Origin of the sequence: Niveibacterium sp. COAC-50 (assembly GCF_013184235.1) — a bacterium.
Taxonomy (GTDB): domain Bacteria; phylum Pseudomonadota; class Gammaproteobacteria; order Burkholderiales; family Rhodocyclaceae; genus Niveibacterium; species Niveibacterium microcysteis.
In genome coordinates this window covers 496,208-512,004 of the sequence record NZ_JABCJM010000003.1, presented here as the reverse complement: position 1 = coordinate 512,004, position 15,797 = coordinate 496,208, and the positions used below count along the sequence as shown (strand labels likewise).

Here is a 15,797-nt window from a genome sequence, read left to right as displayed (position 1 = left end):
CGTAGGGCTCACTTGTTCGTTATGGGCGCCAGCGCACCGACCCGCAGCCAGGCTCGGCATAGGCTCGTCACACCAGCCGCCGGATCGTGTCTTCGACGCTGGCCGCACATTCAATCTCACGCTCAGGAGCACACCATGAACAAGGATCAAGTTAAGGGTCGTATCGAAGAGGCCAAAGGCAAAATCAAGGAAGCCGCTGGCAACATCGTGGGCAACGATGAACTGGAACTTAAGGGGAAGACCCAGAAAACCGGCGGCAAAGTGCGGGCTGCCTACGGTGATCTGAAACAGGACATCAAGGACGCGAGCAAGGGGAAGTAAGCATTTGAGCCATGGGCAGCGTGACCCGCGCCCGGCAGCGCCTGCCGCATCCTAGTGGTGCGTCGGGCGCCTTTTTCTCTGTGGTAACGCTCGCCACAGCTGGCCGAAGCCACTAAGTTGCAATGGCTGGTTTCGATCGAGCCGTGATGAACGTGCGAGCAAAAAAAGACCCCGGACGAATCCGGGGTCACCGTAGCGCCTGGCGGGATGATGCCGGGCGGGAGGAAATGGGACGCGGGCGGTGTTCGCGGGGGTGCCGGCGTCCCGAGGGTTGCGCTGTGCGATCAGGCGGTGGCGAGTTGCCGTTTGCCGCCGTGCTCGAGGCCGCGTTGCAGCAGGCAGAAGGCGCATAGCAGCACGCCGACGGCGATGCGGGTCCACCAGGAGTTGAGCGTGCCGTCGAAGGTGATCAGCGACTGGATCACGCCGAGGATCAGCACGCCGACCAGCGAGCCGGCGACATAGCCGACGCCGCCGGTGAGCAGCGTGCCGCCGATCACCACCGCGGCGATCGCATCGAGTTCCATGCCTTGGGCGTGCAGGCCGTAGCCCGAGAGCATGTAGAAGGTGACGACCACGCCGGCGAGCGCGGAGCAGGTGCCGCTGAAGGTGTAGACGAGGATCTTGGTGCGGCCGACCGGCAAGCCCATCAGCACCGCGGAGCGTTCGTTGCCGCCGATGGCGTACACGGTGCGGCCGAAGCGCGTGTAGTGGGCGAGGAACACGCCGAGCGCGACCACCGCGAGCGCAATGACCACGTTGATCGAGATGAAGTTCTCGCCCCACAGCATGATCTTGTGGTGCGCGATGGCCATGTAGGCGGGGTCGGTGATCTCGATCGAATCGATGCTGATGACGTAGCACAGGCCACGTGCGAGGAACATGCCGCCGAGCGTGACGATGAAGGGCTGCAACTGGAAGAAGTGGATCAGGCAGCCCATCAGCGCACCGAAGCCCGCGCCGATCGCGAGGCACAGTGGCACCACGACATACACCGGCCAGTGGTGATGCTCGACCAGGCTCGCCGATACCATGGTGACCAGCGCGATGATCGAACCGACCGACAGATCGATGCCGCCGGTGAGGATCACCAGGCTCATGCCGATCGCGACCACGAGGAGGAAGGCGTTGTCGATCAGCAGGTTCAGGAACACCTGGCTGGAGAGGAAGCCGGTGTAGGCCACCGCACCGTAGCCAAAGGTCAGCACGAACAGCAGGCTGGTCACCGCCAGCGGCAGCAGGGCGGGGTTGAAGAGACGGTTGCGGCTCATCAGCGGGGCTCCCGACGCAGGTGTTGCAGCAAGGTGGCGCGGAAGCTGTCGGACTGCATCAGGCAGACCGTGAGCACCACCACCGATTTGACGACCATGTTGATTTCCGGCGGCACGCCCAGCGAGTAGATCGCGTAGGTGAGGCTCTGGATGATCAGCGCACCGATCAGGCTGCCTGCAAGCGAGAAGCGCCCGCCAGCGAGCGAGGTGCCGCCGAGCGTGACGGCGAGGATCGCGTCCAGCTCCATCAGCAGGCCGGCGTTGTTGCCGTCTGCGCTCTTCACGTTCGATGCGACGATCAGTCCGGCGATCGCGGCACACAAACCGCAGAACGCGTACACCATGATCAGGATGCGGCGGGCGTTGAGGCCGGCAAAGCGTGCCGCCACCGGGTTGATGCCCACCGCTTCGATGAACAGGCCCAGCGCGGTGCGATGCACCAGCAGCAACATCAGCAGCGCCACCGCGGCCACGATGTAGAGCGCGACCGGCAGGCCGAACAGGAAGCCGTTGCCGATGATGAAGAAGGGCTCGTAGTACACCGTGATGATCTGGCCTTCGGTGATCAACTGCGCCACACCGCGGCCGGCGACCATCAGGATCAGCGTGGCGACGATAGGCTGCATGCCGGCACCGGCGACCAGCGCGCCGTTCCATAGCCCGCACAGCAGGCCGGCGCCGAGTGCGATCAAGAGTGCCAGCGCCATCGGGGTCTGCGACACATACACCGGCGTGCCGTTCTGGATGATCAGCGTGCCCCCGATCAGGCTCGCGGCCACTGCGCCGCAGATCGCAACCACCGCGCCGACCGAGATGTCGATGCCGCGTGTGGCGATCACCGGCGTCATGCCGATCGCGACCAGCATCAGCGGCGCTGCGCGGTTGAGGATGTCGATCAGTGCGCCGTAGAGGTGGCCGTTCTTCACCGTGATGCTGAAGAAGTTCGGGTTGAAGGCGCCGTTGATGATCAGCAGCAGCGCAAGCGTGGCGCAGGGCCAGAACAGCCGGCGGCGGGTCAGCCCCTGCAACGGGGCCGGCAGTGCGAAGCGGGCGGGTTGAGGCATGGTCTCGGCTTTCATTGTTCGGCTCCGGCGATCAGGCGGAACACGTCGCGCTCTTGCGCGCCGGCCCCGTCGATTTCACCGACCTTGCGGCGGTCGCGCAGCACCGCAATGCGGTCGCTCACACGCAGCACCTCGGCCATCTCGGACGAAATGAACAGGATCGCAAGGCCTTTGCGGCACTGCGCTTTCACCATGTCCATGATCTCCAGCTTGGCCGCCACGTCAATGCCGCGTGTCGGTTCGTCGAGGATCAGCATCTTCGGTTCGGTGGCGAGCCAGCGCGCGAGCAGCGCCTTCTGCTGGTTGCCGCCCGAGAGCTGGCCGATCGGCTTTTCGGCGTCCGGCGTGCGTACGCCCAGTTGGGCGATCAGCCGGTCGGCGATCTCGCGCTGCTTGCGCTTCGGGATGTAACGGAAGATGCCGCGCCGCGCCTGCAGTGCGAGCACAATGTTCTCGCGGATCGACAGTTCGGCGACGATCCCCTCGGTCTTGCGGTCTTCCGGGCAGAAGCCGATGCCGGCGCGGATCGCATCAGCCGGGCTGCGGAACTGGCGCTTGGCGCCGCCGCAATCCACGCTGCCGGCGTCTGCACGGTCGATGCCGAACAGCAGGCGCGCGGTCTCGGTACGGCCGGAGCCGAGCAGGCCACCGAGCCCCAGCACACGGCCGGCGCGGAACTCCAGATCGAGCGGTTGCACCGCGCCACGCTTGCCGAGGCCGCGGGCGCTGAACATTGGGGCGCCGGTGTCCTGCGCAGCGTGTTCGCCGCTGGCGTCTTCGGCGGGGCGCGCGAAGGCGCTTTCTTCAATCGCGCGGCCAACCATCTTTTCGATCAAGGCCATGCGCGGCAGTTCGGCCGCGAGGTATTCGCCGACGAATTCGCCGTTGCGCAGCACTGTGATGCGGTCGGAGATCGCGTAGGTCTGATCGAGGAAATGCGTGACGAAGAGGATCGCGATACCGCGCGCCTTGAGCCCGCGCAGCGTATCGAACAGCCGCGCGACTTCGTCTTCGTCGAGGCTGGATGTCGGTTCATCGAGCACCAGGATGCGTGCGTCGGTCGACAGCGCACGCGCAATCGCGACCATCTGCTGGATCGCGACCGGGTAGTGGCCAAGTGGCAGCGATACGTCGACATCGACGTTCAGCGCCTTCAGGGCGGCCACCGCGTCCTGCTGCATGTGCTTCCAGTCCACCATGCCGTGGCGCATCGGGAAGCGGCCGATGTAGATGTTCTCCGCCACCGAAAGGTTGGGGCAGAGGTTGATTTCCTGATACACGGTGCTGATGCCCAACTGCTGGGCGTGCCCGACGCACTCGGGGTGCACGACCTCGTTGCCGAGGCGGATCTCGCCGGCGTCCGGCGTTTCTACGCCGGTCAGCACCTTGATGAGCGTGGATTTGCCTGCACCGTTCTGCCCCATGAGGGCATGCACTTCGCCGGGAAAAAGGCGCAGCGCGGCTTTCGAGAGCGCATGAACGCCCGGAAAGCGTTTGTCGATGCCCTGCATTTCGAGCACCGGCTGTGAAGCGTTGACGACCATGACCGTCCCTTGCTGGAAAGGATTCCGTCGCGGGGCCCCGGCGGGCCACTACCGCGGGGGTACCCCGCGGCGGAACCGGTTGCGCGTCAGCCTTCGCACCAGGCGAGCCCGGTGCGATCAGGCGGGGCTCAGTACTTGCGGTTCGGGAATTCCTTGGCCGCGACTTCCATCGGGAACACGCCTTCCTTCGTCACGATGCGCTTGGGCAATTGCTTGCCGGCAACCACGGCCTTTGCGGCTTCCATCAGCTGCGGGCCGAGCTGCGGGTTGCACTCAACCGTGACGTTGAGCTTGCCGGCAATCATCGCTTCGAAGGCGCCCTTCACGGCGTCGATCGAGATGATGATGATGTCCTTACCCGGCTTGAGGCCAGCTTCTTCGATGGCCTGGATCGCGCCGATCGCCATGTCGTCGTTATGTGCGTAGAGCACGTTGATCTTCTTGCCCTCGGCCTTGAGGAAGGCTTCCATCACTTCCTTGCCCTTGGCGCGGGTGAAGTCGCCGGTTTGCGAGCGGATGATCTTGAAGCGCGGTTGGGCCTTGATCACTTCTTCGAAGCCGTTCTTGCGGTCGATCGCCGGGGCAGAGCCAACGGTGCCTTGCAGCTCGACGATGTTCACATCGCCCTGGCCCTTGTAGTTGTCGAGCAGCCATTTGCCTGCGCGGCGGCCTTCTTCAACAAAGTCCGAGCCAATGAAGGTGACGTACAGCGAATCGTCCTTCACGCTGACGGCGCGGTCGGTGAGGATCACCGGGATCTTCGCGGCCTTGGCTTCCTGCAGCACGGTTTCCCAGCCGCTTTCCACCACCGGCGAGAAGGCGATCACGTCGACCTTCTGCGCGATGTAGGAGCGGATCGCCTTGATCTGGTTCTCCTGTTTCTGCTGTGCATCGGAGAACTTGAGGTTGATGCCGGCCTCCTTGGCCGACTGCTTGATCGACTGCGTGTTGGCGGTGCGCCACTCGCTTTCTGCCCCCACCTGTGCAAAACCAAGCGTGATCTTCTTGTCCGCTGCCTGTACGCCGGCAGTTGCTGCGAGCAGCAAGCCACCCGCCAGCGTGAGGACACAACGTCTGCTGATGCTCATCTTCTTGTCTCCTTTGGTGTTTGGGGCCTTTTTGGCGGGGCTCCGACCGCGTGTGCCTGTGTTTCCTGCTCCGGTCTTGCGGCGCTCTTTGGCGCCTTGTGTGATTTGAAATGCGCAGCCGCTGGACGCGGCATTCAACCAGTCAATCTTCGGGTGACTTAGTGCTTTAAAGCATAGGCCAGCTCGTTCCACCGAATTTCGTTACGGAAGGCGTCGATGCGGGTGTCGCGGCCGATCTGCAGGAACTCGATGTCGAGCATGTCGGCGAAGATGCGCAGCGTGTCGACATCCAGCGCCTGCGTGAACACGGCGTGGTGCGCGCCGCCCGCGTGGATCCACGCTTCGGCCGACACCGCGAGGCTCGGCAGCGCCTTCCACACCGCACGCGCGGTGGGTAGCTTGGGCAGATCGTGCGGCGGGTCGATGACATCGAGCTCGCTGACGATCAGGCGGAAGCGGTTGCCCATGTCGATCAGGCTGGCGTTCACCGCCGGGCCGGCCTTGGCATTGAAGATCAGGCGGGCAGGGTCGTCCTTCTTGCCGATCGACAGCGGCAGCACATCGAGCTTTGGCTTCGTGTCGCCGGCGATCGAGGGACAGACCTCCAGCATGTGCGAGCCGACAACGAGGTCGCCCGACATCGCGAAATCGTAGGTGTAGTCCTCCATGAACGATGCGCCGCCGGGCAGGCCTTCGCTCATGAACTTCAGCGTGTGCAGCAGCGCGGAGGTCTTCCAGTCGCCTTCGGCACCGAAGCCGTAACCCTGCTGCATCAAGCGCTGCACCGCGAGGCCCGGCAGCTGCACGAGGCCGTGCAGGTTCTCGAAGGTGGTGGTGAAAGCGCCGAACTTGCCGCGTTCGAGGAAGTTCTTGATGCCCAGCTCGATGCGCGCAGCTTCCAGCAGGTTGACGCGTTTCTCGCCGCCCGCGCGCACGCTGTCGGCCAGCGTGTAGCGCGTTTCGTATTCATCCACCAGCGCCTTCAGGGCGCTGTCTTCGACCGCCTCGATGTCTTTCACGAGGTCGCCCATGCCGTAGCCATCGACCGCGTAGCCGAACTTGATCTGCGCCTCGACCTTGTCGCCCTCGGTGACCGCCACGTCGCGCATGTTGTCGCCGAAGCGCGCCACCTTGAGTTGGCGCATGTCGTGCACCGCAGCGGCCACGCGAATCCAGCGGCCCAGCTTGGCCTGCGCGGCAGGGTCCTGCCAGTGGCCGACCACCACCTCGTAGCTCTTGCGCATGCGCGCGCCGATGAAACCGAACTCGCGACCGCCGTGCGCGGTCTGGTTCAGGTTCATGAAGTTCATGTCCATCGTCGCCCAGGGCACCGATGCGTTGAATTGCGTGTGGAACTGCATCCACGGCTTGTTGAGCGCCTGAAGGCCGGCGATCCACATCTTGGCGGGCGAGAAGGTGTGCATCCAGGTAATCAGGCCGACGCAGTCCGGCGCGTTGTTCGCTTCACGGCAGACGGCGAGGATTTCTTCCGCGCTCTTCACGGTGGGCTTGAGCACGAGTTTGAGCGGCAGGCCGGCTTCGGCGTTGAGGCCGGCGACCAGCTTCGTTGCGTTGTCCGAAACCTGTTGCAGCGTCTTCGGGCCGTACAGGAACTGGCTGCCGACGACGAACCAGACTTCGAGTTGTTTGTAGCGTTCCACGGTATGTCCTTCCTTGGATGGATGCGTGCGTCAGCCCCGGCCCTGGCCGTAGTAGGCCTTGGCGCCGTGCTTGCGCAGGTAGTGTTTGTCGAGCAGGTAGTCGGCGATCGGCCCCTGCCGTGGATTCAGTGAGAGCGTCAGCAGCGCCATGCGCGCGACCTCTTCGAGCACCACCGCGTTATGCACCGCGTCATCCGCCGACTTGCCCCAGGCAAAGGGCGCGTGTTCGGACACGAGGATGCCGGGCATCGCGAGCGGGCTGCGTTCGCCCAGCGTCTCGATGATCACGCTGCCGGTGTTCAGCTCGTATTCGCTCTCGACCTCGGCGTTGCTGAGCGGCCGCGTGCAGGGGATCTCGCCATGGAAGTAGTCGGCATGCGTCGTGCCAAAGGCCGGTATCGGCTTGTGCGCCTGCGCCCATGCGGTGGCGTGCGTGGAGTGCGTGTGCACGATGCCGCCGATTTCGGGATAACGCCGGTACAGGGCCAGATGCGTCGGCGTGTCGGAAGACGGGCGCAGCTCGCCTTCCACCTTCTCGCCATCCAAGCTCAGCACCACGATGTCGCGGGCGGTCATGTGCTCATAGGCCACGCCGGAGGGTTTGATCGCAACGAGGCCGCGCTCGCGATCCACGCCGCTGACATTGCCCCAGGTGAAGGTGACAAGGCCGTGGCGCGGCAGGGCGAGGTTGGCTTCGAGTACCGCTTCGCGGAGGGCGAGGGTCGACATCAGTGGATCTCCGCCGCGAAGAGCGGTTCGCCGGCCTTGGCCCATTCGAGGTAGCGCTGGTACAGCGCGTCGAACTTGCCGGTGCGTGCTGCGTCGGGCGTGAAGGTGCGTTCGATGCGGCTGGCCATCTTCTGCTGTGCGGCTTCCACCGTACCGTAGGTGCCGGCTGCGACGGCCGCGAAGATTGCGGCGCCCAGCGCACAGCATTGATCCGACGCAACCACGTCGATCGGCCGCTGCATCACATCGGCGCAGACCTGCATCACCGTCGGCGCCTTGCGCGCGATACCGCCCATTGCGAGCACGCTGTTCACGGCGACTTTCTGGTCGATGAAGCATTCCATGATCGCGCGGGCGCCGAAGGCTGTTGAGGCGATGAGGCCGCCGAACAACGCCGGCGCATCGGTGCCGAGGTTGATGTCGGTGATGACGCCCTTGAGGCGTTGATTCGCGAAGGGCGTGCGGCGGCCGTTGAACCAGTCCAGCACCACTGGCAGGTGATCCAGATCCTGCGAGGCGGCCCAGGCTTCGGCGAGCGCCGGGATCAACTGTGCCTGCGCCTCGGCCAGCGGACCGGCGAGCGACGGGTTGTGTTTGGCAGCGAATTCGAGCGGCCAGCCGAGCAGGCGCGCGTACCAGGCGTAGATGTCACCAAAGGCGGACTGGCCCGCTTCGAGGCCGATCTTGCCGGGCAGCACGCTGCCATCGACCTGGCCGCAGATGCCGGCGATGGCGCGCTCGCCAATCGTGGCGGCGTCCGCCATCAGGATGTCGCAGGTCGAGGTGCCGATCACCTTGACCAGCGTGTGCGGGCCTGCACCGCCACCGACCGCGCCCATGTGGCAGTCGAAGGCTCCGCCCGAGATGATCACCGTATCGGGCAGGTTGAGCTTTTCGGCCCACTCCGGGGTGATGCGGCCGACCGGGTGTTCCGCCGTCCAGGTGTCGGCAAACATCGGGTACCGCAGCGTTTCGAAGATTTTCGGATCGAGCGCTTCGATGAAACCGCGTTCGGGCAGGCCACCCCATTCCGGGTGCCAAAGACTCTTGTGGCCGGCGGCGCAGCGGCCACGGCGAATGTCCTGCGGACGGGTGGTGCCAGAGAGCAGGGCAGGCACCCAGTCGGCGAGTTCGACCCAGCTCACCGCCGCGCGGCGCACGCGCTCGTCCGCCGCGGTGACATGAAGGATCTTGGCCCAGAACCATTCAGAGGAATACACACCGCCGATGTAGCGGGTGTAGTCACGGAACTGGCCGCTGCGCGCCAGCGCGTTGATCGCTTCGGCTTCGTCGATCGCGGTGTGGTCCTTCCACAGCACGAACATCGCATTCGGGTTGTCGGCGAAGTCCGGATGCAGCGCCAGCACATGGCCGGCTGCGTCCACCGGCGCCGGCGTCGAGCCGGTGGAATCCACACCGATGCCGACCACCGCGGCGCGTTGCTCGGCGCTGAGTTGGGCGACAACTTCGCGCACCGCTGCCTGCATCGACTCCATGTAATCAAGCGGGTGGTGGCGAAACTGGTTGCGCACCGGGTCGCAGAACTCGCCGCGCTTCCAGCGTGGATACCAGGCGACATGGGTGGCCAGCTCTGCGCCGTCGCCGCAGCGCACCGCCAGCGCACGCACTGAGTCACTGCCGAAATCGAGGCCAATCGCGATGGCGCTTGAAGGGCTTGCTTGCACGAATCGAATCTCCAGACAGCGGCATCGCGTTGATGCCATCGATGTGGCGAACCTTAGGAGTTCGAATCAGAGGGGTGTCAGGAGGGGGCGGCTGGCTTCATGCACTTTTCGGCTATGACCCCGAATGTTGCGGCGCAGTAAATGGATGGACTGACTGAGTTCTGTCGTAGTTATGGACAAAACGGCTGAGTCCGCCTGTTTGGTCTTGCAGAGCCTTTTATGGGTCGATCATCGGGACTTATGATCCGTTCCGCGTCGTCGAACAGCCTTGAGGTGGGTGGTAGCGTTGGTCTTCAAGGCAAGTAACTGCAAGGTTTTGCGTGCATTTCTGTGTTTCGGGTTGGGCCGGGCTGTGCGTGCTGGCCGACGCGAAATCGGGCGGTTCAGTGGGTGCATTCCACGCAAAACACTGGATGCAAGGGCGCCCGAACAGTTGTGCTTGGTGCTGTTTTATGGATTTTTGTGTGGAACGCGGGGTGCGCCGATATGGACGAATGGCGGGCCCCGGATGTGGAGAGAGTCACTACCGGGGGCGGTAGTGATGCAGGAGGCGGCAGGCCGAACCGGCTGCCGGACAAGGGGGCGTGGCGCACCGCAGAAGAGCGGGGGCTGCACTCCGGACACAAACAAGACAGGAGACGAGAAGATGCAACGCAGAACTGCTTTGGCGACCGCGCTGGCCTTGGCCGCAGCCGCCTACATGCCCGTACTGAGCGCGGCCGACAAAGGCTTGGTGGGGATCTCGATGCCGACCAAGTCCTCGGCACGCTGGATCGCCGACGGCAACAACATGGTCAAGGTCTTCCAGAGCCGCGGCTACAAGACCGACCTGCAGTACGCAGACGACGACATCCCGAACCAGCTCGCGCAGATCGAGAACATGGTCACCAAGGGCGTCAAGGTGCTGGTGATCGCGTCGATCGACGGCACCACGCTGACCGATGTGCTGCAGAAGGCGCACGACAAGGGCGTCAAGGTCATCGCCTATGACCGCCTGATCAAGAACTCGAAGAACGTCGACTACTACACCACCTTCGACAACTTCCAGGTCGGCGTGATCCAGGCGCAGTCGCTCGAGAACGCGCTGGGTCTGAAGCAGGGCAAGGGCCCGTTCAACATCGAGCTGTTTGGCGGCTCGCCGGACGACAACAACGCCTTCTTCTTCTACAACGGCGCGATGTCGGTGTTCGACCCCTACATCAAGAGCGGCAAGCTCGTGGTGCGCTCCAAGCAGATGGGCATGGACAAGGTTTCGACGCTCCGCTGGGACGGCGCTGTTGCGCAGGCGCGCATGGACAACCTGCTGTCGGCCTTCTACACGAAGGACAAAGTCAACGCGGTGCTGTCACCGTATGACGGTCTGTCGATCGGCATCCTTTCCTCCCTGAAGGGTGTTGGCTATGGCACGGCCGGTCAGCCCTGGCCGTACGTCAGCGGCCAGGATGCGGAGATCCCGTCGGTTAAGTCGATCCTGCGCGGCGAGCAGTACTCCACCGTGTTTAAGGACACGCGTGAACTTGCCAAGGTCACCGCCGATCTGGTCGACGCGGTGCTGCAGGGCAAGCAGCCGGTGATCAACGACACCAAGACGTACAACAACGGCGTGAAGGTCGTGCCGTCCTACCTGCTCAAGCCGGTTGCCGTCGACAAGACCAACTACAAGCAGGTGCTGGTGGATAGCGGCTACTACACCGCGGATCAGCTGAAGTAAGCCGGATGCGGTGCCGCGCGGTGCGGCACCGCTGCGTTTGAAACCGGGTGGGCGGTGCGCCGCACGCCCGGTAATCGGAGGAGCAGAGTGGAATCCATCCTCGAGATGCGCGGCATCACCAAGCGCTTTCCGGGCGTGGTTGCGCTGAAGGACGTGAACCTCGCGGTGCGAGCCGGCGAGATCCACGCGATCGTCGGCGAGAACGGCGCGGGCAAGTCGACGCTGATGAAGGTGCTCAGCGGCGTGTACCCCTACGGCAGCTACGAAGGAACGATCCGCTTCGAAGGGCAGGAACAGCGCTTCGAATCGATCGGCGACAGCGAAGAACAGGGCATCATCATCATCCACCAGGAACTGGCGCTGGTGCCGATGCTGTCGATCGCCGAGAACATCTTTCTTGGCAACGAACAATCACGTCGCGGCATCATCGACGAGGCACAGACACATCGCCGCACGGTCGAGCTGCTCGCGAAAGTAGGGCTCTCGGAGTCGCCGGATACGCCGGTCGGAGACCTGGGCGTCGGCAAGCAGCAGCTGGTTGAGATCGCGAAGGCGCTCTCCAAGCGTGTGAAGCTCCTGATCCTCGACGAACCGACGGCGAGCCTGAACGAGAACGACAGCCAGGCGCTGCTCGACCTGCTGCTGGAGTTCCAGTCGCAAGGCATCACCAGCATCCTGATCTCGCACAAGCTCAACGAAGTCTCGCGCGTCGCCGACACGATCACCGTGCTGCGCGACGGCTCAACGGTTACCTCACTCGACTGCAGCGGCGGGCCTGCCAGCGAGGATGTGATCATCCGTAACATGGTCGGCCGCGAGATGGCCGATCGCTACCCGCCGCGCACGCCGAATATCGGCGATGTCGTGTTCGAGGTGCGTGACTGGACCGTGATGCATCCGCTGCACCGCGAGCGCGAGGTCACCAAGGGTGTCAGCTTGAACGTGCGCCGCGGCGAGATCGTCGGTATCGCCGGCCTGATGGGTGCGGGGCGCACCGAATTTGCAATGAGCCTGTTCGGTCGTTCCTACGGCCGGCATGTGAAGGGCAACGCCTTCCTGAAGGGCGCGCAGATCGATGTCAGCAGCGTCGAGCGTGCGGTGCATAACGGTCTGGCCTACGTCACCGAAGACCGCAAGGGCTACGGCTTGGTGCTCGAGAACGAGATCCAGCACAACATCTCGCTCGCACACCTGAAGGGTGTCGCCGCGCGCGGGGTCATCGACGTTGGCCGCGAGTTCTCGGTCGCCACCGAGTACCGCCGCAAGATGCGCATCCGCAGCGCGGACGTGTTTCAGCACGTTGGCAACCTGTCGGGCGGCAACCAGCAGAAGGTCGTGCTCTCGAAGTGGCTGTTCTCGGAGCCCGAAGTGCTGATCCTCGACGAGCCGACTCGCGGCATCGACGTTGGCGCGAAGTTCGAGATCTACAGCCTGATGGCGCAACTGGCGGCCGAGGGCAAATGCATCATCCTGATCTCGTCCGAAATGCCCGAACTGCTGGGCATGAGCGACCGGATCTATGTGATGAATGAAGGTGCTTTCGTGGCCGAAATGCCGGCCGCCGAAGCGAGCCAGGAAAAAATCATGCGGGCCATCGTCACGGCCGGCAAAGAAGGCTGAAGTCGGGAAATGAAAGACATGGATACGATGATGGAAAGCGCGGCACCGGCCGCCAGCCGTGGCAAATCCCTGCTCGGCTTCGTGAAGACCAACCTGCGTGACTACGGCATGCTGTTCTCGCTGGCGGTCATCATGGTGTTCTTCCAGTACATGACCGAAGGCACGCTGCTGCAGCCCCTGAACATCACGAACCTGGTGCTGCAGAACAGCTACATCGTGATCATGGCGCTGGGCATGTTGCTGGTGATCGTTGCCGGGCACATCGACCTCTCGGTCGGCTCGGTTGCGGGCTTCATCGGCGCGCTCGCGGCGGTGCTGATGGTCAACTACCACTGGCACTATCTGCCGGCGGCGCTCGTATGCCTGGGCGTCGGCGCGGTGGTCGGCGGCCTGCAGGGCTACCTCGTGGCCTTCCACAAGATCCCGTCCTTCATCGTCACGCTGGGTGGCATGCTGGTGTTCAAGGGGCTGGCGCTGGCCTTGCTCGCCGGGCAGTCGGTCGGCCCTTTCCCGCCCGAGTTCCAACTGCTGTCTTCGGGCTTCATCCCAGATCCATTTGCTGGTGAAGCGCTACGGCTGACCTCGATGGCGCTCGGCGTTGTCGGTGCGGTAGCGCTGCTTTATACCGGGCTGCGGGCGCGGGCGAACAAGACGCGCTACGGTGCGCAGGTTGAGCCGCTAGGCCTGTTCCTCGCGAAGACCGGCATCTTTGCAGCGGCGATCCTGTTCTTCACCTACCTGCTCTCCAGCTACAAGGGCCTGCCGAACGTGCTGGTGATCATGCTGGCGCTGACGCTGATGTTCGACTTCGTTACCAAGCGCACAACGATCGGTCGCCGCATCTACGCGCTGGGCGGCAACGAGAAGGCCGCACGGCTGTCGGGCATCAAGACCGAACGGCTGTCCTTCCTCGCCTTCGTCAACATGGGCGCGCTTGCGGCGCTCGCCGGCCTGGTCTTCGCCGCGCGGTTGAATACCGCAACGCCGAAGGCGGGCCTGGGTTTCGAGCTCGACGTGATCGCCGCCTGCTTCATCGGCGGGGCGTCGGCCTCCGGCGGGGTGGGCAAGGTCATGGGCGCAGTGATCGGCGCATTCATCATGGGCGTGATGAACAATGGCATGTCCATCCTGGGTATCGGCATCGACTACCAGCAGGTGATCAAAGGCCTGGTGCTGGTCGCCGCAGTGTTCGTCGATGTCTACAACAAGAACAAGTGAGCGCTTGCGATGCATGAGCCGATGCCGGCATCCGCGATGAACTACGGCGACAACGGGGGCAAGCAGCTCAACCCGTTGTTGCCGGGCTACTCCTTCAACCTGTATCTGGTGGCCGGGGTGACCCCGATCATCGAGAACGGGCCGCTGGATTTCTTCATCGACCGCCCGAACGGCATGAAGGGCTTCATCATCAACATGACGGTGAAGGGCGAGGGCAAGGTGGTCGACGGCGATGAATCCTTCATCTGCCGCACTGGCGACCTGCTGCTGTTCTCGCCTGAAACCCCGCACTACTACGGCCGCGCGCCGGGTAGCCCGGACTGGTATCACCGCTGGGTGTACTTCCGTCCGCGTGGCTACTGGGCCAACTGGCTCAAGTGGCCGCACCCGACGCGACGCGTGGGCAAGCTGAGCCTCGGTTCGCCGGAACTGATCGCCGAGTTCGATGCGCTGTTCCAGGAAATCGACCGCACCCATCGCGGCGAGCGGCGCACCTCGGAAGAGCTCGCGATCAACCTGCTCGAACGGCTGCTGATCCGGGCCTACGAAGAGCGCCCGGAGAATCTGCCCAAGCCGATCGACAGCCGCGTGCAGGCCGCATGCCAGTTCATCGCAAAGAACCTTGCCGATGACCTGGGGCTGGACGACATTGCGCGGCATGTGTGCCTGTCGCCCTCGCGGCTCGCCCACCTGTTCCGCGAGCAGATGGGCATGAACATCGTGCGCTGGCGCGAAGATCAGCGTGTGCTGTTGGCAAAGCATCTGCTGCAGAGCACGCGCACGCCCGTATCGCGCGTTTCGGAAATCGTCGGCTACGAAGACCAGCTCTACTTCTCGCGCGTGTTCCGAAAACGGGTCGGCATCAGCCCGAGCGGTTATCGCAAGTCCTGCGACACCGAGCCTCATCCGCTGGTCGATCCGCAGTTGATGGCGCCGCTATCGAACTTCGCCTTCGAGGCCTTGCAGAAAGGGATCAGGGGATGACAATCCGCCTCGTGGCGCTTGATCTGGACGGTACGCTGCTCGACAGCCGCTTGCAGATCCGCCCCGAGTCGGTTGCGTCAATCACAGGTTTGCGTGAGCGCGGTGTCGACGTGATGCTGGTGACCGGTCGTCACCACGCCGCAGCGGCGCCTTACCATCGCGCGCTCGGTCTTGAACTACCGGCCATCTGCTGCAACGGCACCTACCTGTACGACTACGCGCGTGGAGAGGCGCTGATGCCGAATCCGTTGTCGCGCACCCAGGCGCTGTTCCTCCTGCGCAAGATTCGCGAGAGCGGCATCCACGCTTTGATGTACATCCGCGACACCATCACCTACGAGCGCATCGAACCCCACCTCGCGCGCCTGCTCAAGTGGATCGAGACGCAGCACCCGTCAGACCGCGCTGCCTTCCAGCAAGTCGCTCGATTCGAGGATGTGGCGGTCACCGCCGACATCGTCTGGAAGTTCGCGCTCACGCATCCGATCGCGGAGCCCTTGGTCGAGCTCGTCGCGGAGGTTCAGCGCGAAATGGGGTTGGCGTGCGAATGGTCAGGCAGCAACCGCGTGGATATCGCGCAAGGCGGCAATAGTAAAGGTGCGCTGCTCGCCCGCTGGCTTGCCGAGAACGCCATCGCGCCTGAAGACGTGATCGCCTTTGGCGATAGCCCCAACGACATCAGCATGCTCGAACTCGCTGGCGTCGGTGTTGCCATGGCGGGCTGCCTGCCCGAAGTCCGCGCGGCCGCAGACTGGCTCGCGGGGCCCAACGATAGCGACACCATTGCCCGCACGCTCGAGCGGTTCGTCACCTGACACTTCCGGCTACATGCCCCTCCGCCTAGGCAGGGGAGCCTGGGGGTCGTGGATCAGTTTGATCGCGCTGGTGTGCGTTTTTGGGG

The 15,797-nt window shown here is 64.0% G+C and carries 13 protein-coding genes; 6 read left to right on the top strand and 7 right to left on the bottom strand.

Annotated features, from left to right (window positions below):
• Positions 1 to 135: 135 nt before the first annotated feature.
• Positions 136 to 321, top strand: a complete 186-nt coding sequence (locus HH302_RS15430; RefSeq protein ID WP_172203111.1) for a CsbD family protein — start codon at positions 136 to 138, stop codon at positions 319 to 321.
• A gap of 284 nt (positions 322 to 605) precedes the next feature.
• On the opposite strand, the gene yjfF is transcribed toward HH302_RS15430, so the two are convergent.
• The 7 genes from yjfF to HH302_RS15395 form a co-directional block, all read right to left on the bottom strand.
• A complete protein-coding gene (yjfF, locus tag HH302_RS15425) occupies positions 606 to 1,592 on the bottom strand; it encodes a galactofuranose ABC transporter, permease protein YjfF (protein ID WP_172203110.1) in 987 nt (328 codons plus the stop codon).
• Positions 1,592 to 2,671: an ABC transporter permease gene (locus tag HH302_RS15420; protein ID WP_246479829.1), complete on the bottom strand. Its 1,080-nt coding sequence runs from the start codon at positions 2,669 to 2,671 to the stop codon at positions 1,592 to 1,594. The genes yjfF and HH302_RS15420 overlap by 1 nt, the downstream gene beginning before the upstream one ends.
• On the bottom strand, positions 2,668 to 4,200 hold the full coding sequence (locus tag HH302_RS15415; RefSeq protein WP_216661927.1) for a sugar ABC transporter ATP-binding protein: 1,533 nt from the start codon (positions 4,198 to 4,200) through the stop codon (positions 2,668 to 2,670). Before HH302_RS15415 ends, HH302_RS15420 begins: the two co-directional genes overlap by 4 nt.
• Before the next feature lie 128 nt (positions 4,201 to 4,328).
• Positions 4,329 to 5,288, bottom strand: coding sequence for an ABC transporter substrate-binding protein (locus tag HH302_RS15410; protein ID WP_172203109.1), 960 nt, complete (start codon positions 5,286 to 5,288; stop codon positions 4,329 to 4,331).
• 158 nt (positions 5,289 to 5,446) lie between these two features.
• Positions 5,447 to 6,949, bottom strand: a complete 1,503-nt coding sequence (araA, locus tag HH302_RS15405) for an L-arabinose isomerase (protein ID WP_172203108.1) — start codon at positions 6,947 to 6,949, stop codon at positions 5,447 to 5,449.
• A gap of 30 nt (positions 6,950 to 6,979) precedes the next feature.
• Complete coding sequence (locus HH302_RS15400) at positions 6,980 to 7,678, bottom strand: L-ribulose-5-phosphate 4-epimerase (RefSeq protein ID WP_172203107.1); 699 nt, start codon at positions 7,676 to 7,678, stop codon at positions 6,980 to 6,982.
• Complete coding sequence (locus tag HH302_RS15395) at positions 7,678 to 9,363, bottom strand: ribulokinase (RefSeq protein ID WP_371814723.1); 1,686 nt, start codon at positions 9,361 to 9,363, stop codon at positions 7,678 to 7,680. Before HH302_RS15395 ends, HH302_RS15400 begins: the two co-directional genes overlap by 1 nt.
• A gap of 646 nt (positions 9,364 to 10,009) precedes the next feature.
• Between HH302_RS15395 and chvE the strand changes: the two genes are divergently transcribed.
• The 5 genes from chvE (at position 10,010) to HH302_RS15370 (ending at position 15,711) form a co-directional block, all read left to right on the top strand.
• A complete protein-coding gene (gene chvE / locus HH302_RS15390; protein WP_172203105.1) occupies positions 10,010 to 11,074 on the top strand; it encodes a multiple monosaccharide ABC transporter substrate-binding protein in 1,065 nt (354 codons plus the stop codon).
• Between the two features lie 87 nt (positions 11,075 to 11,161).
• Positions 11,162 to 12,694, top strand: a complete 1,533-nt coding sequence (gene mmsA / locus HH302_RS15385) for a multiple monosaccharide ABC transporter ATP-binding protein (RefSeq protein ID WP_371814722.1) — start codon at positions 11,162 to 11,164, stop codon at positions 12,692 to 12,694.
• 9 nt (positions 12,695 to 12,703) lie between these two features.
• Positions 12,704 to 13,912, top strand: coding sequence for a multiple monosaccharide ABC transporter permease (gene mmsB, locus HH302_RS15380; protein ID WP_305847228.1), 1,209 nt, complete (start codon positions 12,704 to 12,706; stop codon positions 13,910 to 13,912).
• A gap of 9 nt (positions 13,913 to 13,921) precedes the next feature.
• Entirely contained in the window at positions 13,922 to 14,896 is a 975-nt protein-coding gene (gene araC / locus HH302_RS15375) for an arabinose operon transcriptional regulator AraC (RefSeq protein ID WP_343073453.1), read from the top strand.
• Positions 14,893 to 15,711, top strand: a complete 819-nt coding sequence (locus HH302_RS15370) for a pyridoxal phosphatase (protein WP_172203104.1) — start codon at positions 14,893 to 14,895, stop codon at positions 15,709 to 15,711. Before araC ends, HH302_RS15370 begins: the two co-directional genes overlap by 4 nt.
• The last annotated feature ends 86 nt before the right edge of the window (positions 15,712 to 15,797 follow it).

What these genes read in the sequence shown, in the direction of transcription:
- HH302_RS15430 (WP_172203111.1), top strand. Translation starts at nt 136, where the DNA reads ATGAACAAGGATCAAGTTAAGGGTCGTATCGAAGAGGCCAAAGGCAAA.
- yjfF (WP_172203110.1), bottom strand. Translation starts at nt 1,592, where the DNA reads ATGAGCCGCAACCGTCTCTTCAACCCCGCCCTGCTGCCGCTGGCGGTG.
- HH302_RS15420 (WP_246479829.1), bottom strand. Translation starts at nt 2,671, where the DNA reads ATGAAAGCCGAGACCATGCCTCAACCCGCCCGCTTCGCACTGCCGGCC.
- HH302_RS15415 (WP_216661927.1), bottom strand. Translation starts at nt 4,200, where the DNA reads ATGGTCGTCAACGCTTCACAGCCGGTGCTCGAAATGCAGGGCATCGAC.
- HH302_RS15410 (WP_172203109.1), bottom strand. Translation starts at nt 5,288, where the DNA reads ATGAGCATCAGCAGACGTTGTGTCCTCACGCTGGCGGGTGGCTTGCTG.
- HH302_RS15400 (WP_172203107.1), bottom strand. Translation starts at nt 7,678, where the DNA reads ATGTCGACCCTCGCCCTCCGCGAAGCGGTACTCGAAGCCAACCTCGCC.
- chvE (WP_172203105.1), top strand. Translation starts at nt 10,010, where the DNA reads ATGCAACGCAGAACTGCTTTGGCGACCGCGCTGGCCTTGGCCGCAGCC.
- mmsB (WP_305847228.1), top strand. Translation starts at nt 12,704, where the DNA reads ATGAAAGACATGGATACGATGATGGAAAGCGCGGCACCGGCCGCCAGC.
- araC (WP_343073453.1), top strand. Translation starts at nt 13,922, where the DNA reads ATGCATGAGCCGATGCCGGCATCCGCGATGAACTACGGCGACAACGGG.
- HH302_RS15370 (WP_172203104.1), top strand. Translation starts at nt 14,893, where the DNA reads ATGACAATCCGCCTCGTGGCGCTTGATCTGGACGGTACGCTGCTCGAC.